7 protein-coding genes and 1 pseudogene are annotated in these 5,985 nt (G+C 43.6%); 7 read left to right on the top strand and 1 reads right to left on the bottom strand.

What is annotated here, in order from left to right:
* From CAG68_RS03010 to CAG68_RS02985, 6 genes are all read left to right on the top strand, one after another.
* Positions 1-426 (top strand): DUF1499 domain-containing protein (locus CAG68_RS03010; RefSeq protein WP_237667831.1); only part of this gene is annotated, 426 nt, incomplete at its 5' end.
* 63 nt (positions 427-489) lie between these two features.
* Positions 490-1,185 carry a 5'-methylthioadenosine/S-adenosylhomocysteine nucleosidase gene (gene mtnN, locus CAG68_RS03005; protein ID WP_005381837.1) on the top strand — a complete coding sequence of 232 codons (696 nt, stop codon included), beginning with the start codon at positions 490-492 and terminating at the stop codon, positions 1,183-1,185.
* 11 nt (positions 1,186-1,196) lie between these two features.
* Complete coding sequence (locus tag CAG68_RS03000) at positions 1,197-2,150, top strand: cobalamin biosynthesis family protein (RefSeq protein ID WP_054728497.1); 954 nt, start codon at positions 1,197-1,199, stop codon at positions 2,148-2,150.
* On the top strand, positions 2,150-2,971 hold the full coding sequence (gene btuF, locus CAG68_RS02995) for a vitamin B12 ABC transporter substrate-binding protein BtuF (RefSeq protein ID WP_054728494.1): 822 nt from the start codon (positions 2,150-2,152) through the stop codon (positions 2,969-2,971). Before CAG68_RS03000 ends, btuF begins: the two co-directional genes overlap by 1 nt.
* A gap of 69 nt (positions 2,972-3,040) precedes the next feature.
* Positions 3,041-3,661, top strand: a complete 621-nt coding sequence (locus CAG68_RS02990) for a TRIC cation channel family protein (protein ID WP_005387377.1) — start codon at positions 3,041-3,043, stop codon at positions 3,659-3,661.
* 128 nt (positions 3,662-3,789) lie between these two features.
* The gene (locus CAG68_RS02985; RefSeq protein ID WP_054728491.1) at positions 3,790-4,644 is read left to right on the top strand and encodes a LysR family transcriptional regulator; all 855 of its coding nucleotides are present in this window, start codon (positions 3,790-3,792) and stop codon (positions 4,642-4,644) included.
* On the opposite strand, the gene CAG68_RS02980 is transcribed toward CAG68_RS02985, so the two are convergent.
* Positions 4,586-5,365, bottom strand: coding sequence for a TSUP family transporter (locus CAG68_RS02980; RefSeq protein ID WP_005381847.1), 780 nt, complete (start codon positions 5,363-5,365; stop codon positions 4,586-4,588). The two genes, CAG68_RS02985 and CAG68_RS02980, sit on opposite strands and share 59 nt — an antisense overlap.
* A gap of 304 nt (positions 5,366-5,669) precedes the next feature.
* On the opposite strand from CAG68_RS02980, the pseudogene CAG68_RS02975 reads away from it, so the two are divergent.
* Positions 5,670-5,985: pseudogene (locus CAG68_RS02975) on the top strand (hypothetical protein); the annotation flags it as partial.

The following is a 5,985-nucleotide window of genomic DNA, read 5'->3' as shown; positions in this document are numbered from 1 at the left end:
AAAAAAGCCGCTCTCCTTTCCATTACTTTGCTCGGCTTAACCGCTTGTAGCCAAGGAGTCACAACCATGACGGATCGTTCTCAATCACCTTGTGGTGACAAACCAAACTGCGTCTCCACCCAAGACTCGCGAGAAAAATACAACCTAACGCCATTCATCTTAGTTGATTCAGTGAACATCGACGCTATTGAGCAAGTTGCGCTTGAACTGCCAGGCGCGAAAACCGCGGTGAAAGAAAGCAACTACCTTCGTATCGAGTGCACATCTAAAATCATGCGCTTCGTGGATGACCTCGAACTAAAAATAGCAGGAGACCAACTGATTGTGCGCTCGGAATCTCGTGTGGGCTACTCTGACTTTGGCGTAAACAGAAAGCGCGCCGATCAATTACGAGAAAAGCTCACTCAAGCTAAGCTCATCAAATAGAAAACTGCCAACGGGGAGTGCTATACTCTCGGCCAACTAAAATATTTACCTAAAGAGAGTGTTATGAAAGTTGGTATCATCGGTGCGATGGAACAAGAAGTGACCATCCTGAAGCAAGCAATTACAAACTGCAAAACTGTAAATAAAGCAGGTTGTACGTTTTTCTCTGGTCAAATTAACGATGTTGAAGTCGTCGTACTACAATCGGGCATCGGTAAAGTTGCAGCGGCAGTGGGCACGACAATCCTTCTTGATGAATACCAACCAGACGTTGTGATTAACACAGGGTCTGCTGGCGGTTTCGATTCAAGCTTAAACCTTGGCGATGTAGTTATCTCTACAGAAGTTCGTCATCACGATGCAGACGTAACCGCTTTTGGTTATGAAATTGGCCAAATGGCCGGTCAACCAGCTGCATTCAAAGCGGATGACAAGCTAATGGACTTAGCAGAAAAAGCCCTAGCACAAATGGAAAACACTCATGCGGTTCGCGGCCTAATTTGTACTGGCGATGCGTTTGTTTGTACTGCTGAGCGTCAAGAGTTTATTCGTAAACACTTCCCGTCAGTTATCGCTGTAGAAATGGAAGCATCTGCTATCGCTCAAACTTGTCACCAATTCAACACACCGTTTGTTGTTGTGCGTGCAATCTCTGATGTCGCTGATAAAGAATCACCAATGAGCTTTGATGAGTTCCTGCCTCTAGCAGCAAAAAGCTCTTCCGAAATGGTATTCAAAATGCTGGAACTCATTAAGTAAACGACTCATTCATGGAAGAAGTTTTTCAGTCATTTTATGCCAACGGTGCGCTCCTCATTATGTGGGGTGCACTGATCTTGCACCTTTTAGTGCCAATCCCCCATTCAGCGCACCCCATCACTTTATGGCGAAAGCTAGCAGAACAGCTAGCCAACAAAGTGAACAATAATCACAATTACTCACAGAGTGTAATCTCAGGCAGTCTTGCATTAGGCTTGATGCTGTTTCCTTGCTTGATATTACTGATTGCAATAAAGCCATTTGTTTGGCAAATCCCTTTATATGAACTGGTTCTATTGATCATTGCGCTAGACTGGCGTAACAGCGAAACGTTAACGAAACAGCTCGTAACTAGTATGTCTTCGGAAGACAAAGCTCAGTGTCGAGCATTACTAAGACCATATCTTAATCGCGATACTGGTAGCCTCTCGATCGTTGGCATAGGTAAAGCTGGCTCAGAAACCCTGATTATGGGATACAGCCGCAACGTGATCGGCGTGCTATTTTGGTACGCACTAACAGGTGGTATTGGTGCGTTAATGTATCGACTCACAACAGAATTAGCGCGAGTGTGGTCCCCTAGCCGACGCCAATATTTGCCCTTTGGTAAACCTGTGATTCAACTGGTTGCTACTCTGGATATTATTCCACTTCGTCTCTTTGCCATACTTTTAGCTGCCGGAAAGAATACAAGTAATGTGCTCTCTGGAATACAACAGCAAGCGAAGTCTTGGCCCTTACCAGGACCTAGCTGGGTGTTATGTACTATCGGACACAAACTACAACTGTCTTTATGCGGCCCTGCTATCTATCAAGGTGTGCGTGCAGAGCGCGCAAAAATCGGTGGGCGCATTGCGCCATCGGCTATTCACCTTTCACAAATACATACGCTGCTCGTTTGGCGCGTCCTGGCTTGGATCGCAATCCAAAGTTTGCTTTTAGGAATAATTTATCAAGGATTATGATGAATAAATTATGCTTCGCATTAACGCTGTTTGTTTCGACAGCGACCTTCGCTCAACCCGCTCAACGCATTATAAGTTTAGCTCCACATGCCACCGAAATTGCCTTTGCAGCAGGGCTAGGAGAGCAGCTTGTTGCTGTCAGCGAAATGAGCGATTATCCAGAACAGGCAAAGCAGCTAGAAAGAGCCTCAAATTATCAAGGAATTAAATTAGAGCGTATTATTGCTCTTCAGCCGGACTTAGTGATTGCTTGGCCAGCCGGAAACCCCGCTAAAGAGTTGGAGAAAATTAAACAGTTCGGTATTCCTATCTATTACTCCACTACAGGTTCATTAGAAGATATCGCCAACAATATTGAGCAACTCAGCCAATACAGCGAAACTCCACAAGTAGGAAAAAAGGCCGCTGAAGATTTTAGAACGCAGCTGAGTACACTAAAAGAACAGTACAACACGAACGAGAAAGTTAGTTACTTTTATCAGTTGAGTGAAAAGCCTATCATCACTGTCGCCGGAAAGAACTGGCCAAGTGAAGTCTTTACTTTTTGCGGTGGTGAGAACATTTTCGCCGCATCTAGCGCGCCTTATCCTCAAGTTAGCATCGAGCAAGTCATTACTCGCCAGCCAGAGGTTATTTTTACTTCTCGTCACGCAATGAGTAACGATAGTATGTGGGCTGAGTGGAGTAATGAGCTTCTTGCTCTTAAAAACAAACACATCTGGTCCCTAAACTCTGATTGGATTAACCGTCCCACACCACGCACATTGAACGCGATCAAGGAAGTGTGTGAGCACTTTAAAAGCGTTCGTCAAAAACGCTAACGATTTCGTGGCAAATACCGTACAATTTCCGCCCATTTTTTCTCACACTATTTAAAGGTACTAAGTAACATGGACTCCATGCTGCTTTATATGATCGATTTGTTCGGTACCGCTGTTTTCGCTATCTCTGGCGTATTACTGGCGGGCCGTTTAAAAATGGATCCATTCGGCGTTATCGTGCTCGGCAGTGTGACTGCTATAGGTGGCGGAACAATCCGAGACATGGCGCTTGGTGCCACTCCCGTATTTTGGATAACAGATACGACTTACTTATGGGTGATATTTGTTACGTGTCTACTAACCATGCTTGTTATTCGAAGACCCAAGCGACTCTCATGGTGGGTATTACCCGTTTGTGATGCCATCGGTCTCGCTGTATTTGTGGGAATAGGAGTAGAAAAGGCACTCGCCTACAATGCATCCGGGATGGTCGCGGTGATAATGGGGGTTATTACTGGCTGTGGCGGTGGCATTATACGAGACGTGCTGGCTCGCGAAGTTCCTATGGTATTAAGAAGTGAAGTCTATGCTACGGCATGTATTATTGGCGGCATCTTCCATACGATGGCGGTAAACATGGGTTATGACCACTCAACGGCTTTGCTCGCTGGTGTAATCTCAACGCTCATTATACGTCTCGGTGCGATTCGTTGGCATCTATCCCTGCCAACTTTCGCCATTAACCGTTAAACACCAACAACATCACTCATCATGGAGTCGACCAAGTGTCGGCTCCTCTCATTTATGCTCATTTGATTCGCCAATTCTTGGGCAATTCGCTAAATTATCTCAACCATTCCTAACTTTCATTAATCATTATGTTGCTTGAAGGTATTGAAACGTTACTTGTCCTCAGTAAAGAAAAAACCATGAGCCGCACGGGCAGTCAACTCTATATTAGTCAGTCTGCCGTGAGTAAACGTATTTCAAATCTAGAGAAGAAGTTAGGAAAAAAATTGATAGAGCCAAATGGTCGGCACATAAAGCTGACCTCCGATGGCCTTGCGCTCATCAACACGATCGAGCCAACGTTCAATGAGTTAAGAGGTCAGATCTATGATCAACAACAAATAGAAGATACTTCTTTGATCAAGATAGACTGCTCTGAAACCTTAGTCGCTGGATACCTCAGCATGATCATGGCAGAACACTTTGCCCATGATCAGTACATACGAATATCGACCAATCATACGCCACGCATTATTGAGAATGTGAAATCAGGCAAAGCAACATTGGGATTTTGCGCTGGCTATCTGCCACCTCATCATGGATTAATGAGCCTTCACCTCGCCGATGAACCTTTCTCAATTGTCAGTCGACATTCACTTTCACAACTACCTAAAGCTATTTTGACCAATGACCTAACTAACCCTGCCAACACATATCAACAAGCTATTTTATCCAAACACGGAATCGAACCTTTGATGGAAATGGATTCGTATACTGCGGCAGCACAACTGGCTTTGAGAGGTATGGCTCCCGCTTTAATCCCTAAATCTATCCTAACGACACTTAATATCACATCTAAGTTCTGCTATGACTTTGAAGAGCTAGATCAGTTAGTTCGACCAATACATATCTGCTTACGTCACAGCACATATCGTAGCGAACGAGTTAAAGCACTGACAGAATCCATTGCTGATGTTGTTGCCAAAGAAGTTTCGTTGCCATAAGCATCGACATCACTATAACTAGAGGACGAATCCATTTTTGCCCTTTACTTACCACGACCTTCGCCCCTAACTGAGCACCAAGAAAACCGCCAACAGCCATAGTTAAGCCAAGCTTCCACACTGGCAACCCAGCGAAGATAAAAAAGAGTAGTGCCGCTATGTTTGACGTGAAATTGAGGATTTTGGTTCTAGCTGTGGCTTCGACCAAAGAAAAGTGACCTAGTGCAACAAAACAAACAGTAAAAATAGATCCAGTCCCAGGGCCAAAAAAGCCATCATAGAAGCCGATCCCGCCACCAATGCATAGCGCAAACATCGCTTCAGATAACTTTGGTTCTCCATCGATTTTTCGCGTACTTGGCGCGAGTAAAAAATAGAGGGAAATGGCTATCAAAAGAACAGGGATCAAACTGGTGAGTACGCTAGCATCAATAAACTGCACAGCCTCGGCACCGATTGCAGCACCTATAAAAGTGCAGAGTATCGCAAAACGCATTTCCTTTAAGCTGACAATACCGTTACGCACGAAATACCAGCTAGCAGAGAAACTGCCAAACGAACTTTGTAACTTATTGGTTGCTAGAGCTTGAGTCGGACTCAACCCCGCAGCCAAAAGCGCAGGGAGCGTAATGAGCCCTCCCCCACCAGCCATCGCATCAATAAAGCCTGCGGCAGTCGCAACCAAAAATAAGGCCAACAAAATCTCAACCGTGATTTCCACTACACTTCCTTTTTGAAAAGGTATCAAAGAGGAAGAAACGGTAGCACTTATTCACAAAACTACCAATGGAAAGTCAAGACACCAATCTATTCCTAATTTTCATAGAATTAATGCTTAAACTTGACTCCAAACTTTTATATAAAATTTAGTTGTCAGAAAGAATTGAATCACTGTCACAAATCTATTCCTGATAATGAGATCAAACGCTTACCTTTAAATATAAAACTAGACGAATATGAAAGATCTGTTCAGCATGTAGAGTTTACATTGTCAGCGCTCAAGGCCCAATATCTGAGGAAAATACATGACTAGCAACTACCCTTTATCACGACATCAATCCTCAAAAAATAGTGGTAGTATAAGCACCTACCCACTTTATAAATCAAATCATCAACATCGAAATCAAGAGACCATTATCTTATCTATCGAGAGCTTCGATATCGTTGTCAAGAACAATGTAAAAGATAAAGCGAAATTAGAAGGTTGGGAAAAGATAAAGGGAATGTTTGAAAATACAGCAAACTATTATGCTACAGGACAGGACTTAGTTTTTATAACCAACTTATCAAACTATTTGTACGGAAATAATAGCTCTGTTATCGTTAAAAATTATTCTGGAG

The organism is Vibrio sp. V42_P2S4T144 (assembly GCF_009904715.1).
Lineage (GTDB): Bacteria > Pseudomonadota > Gammaproteobacteria > Enterobacterales > Vibrionaceae > Vibrio > Vibrio alginolyticus.
The sequence above is the reverse complement of the archived record's forward strand: the minus strand, read 5'-3'. Positions and strand labels throughout refer to the sequence as shown.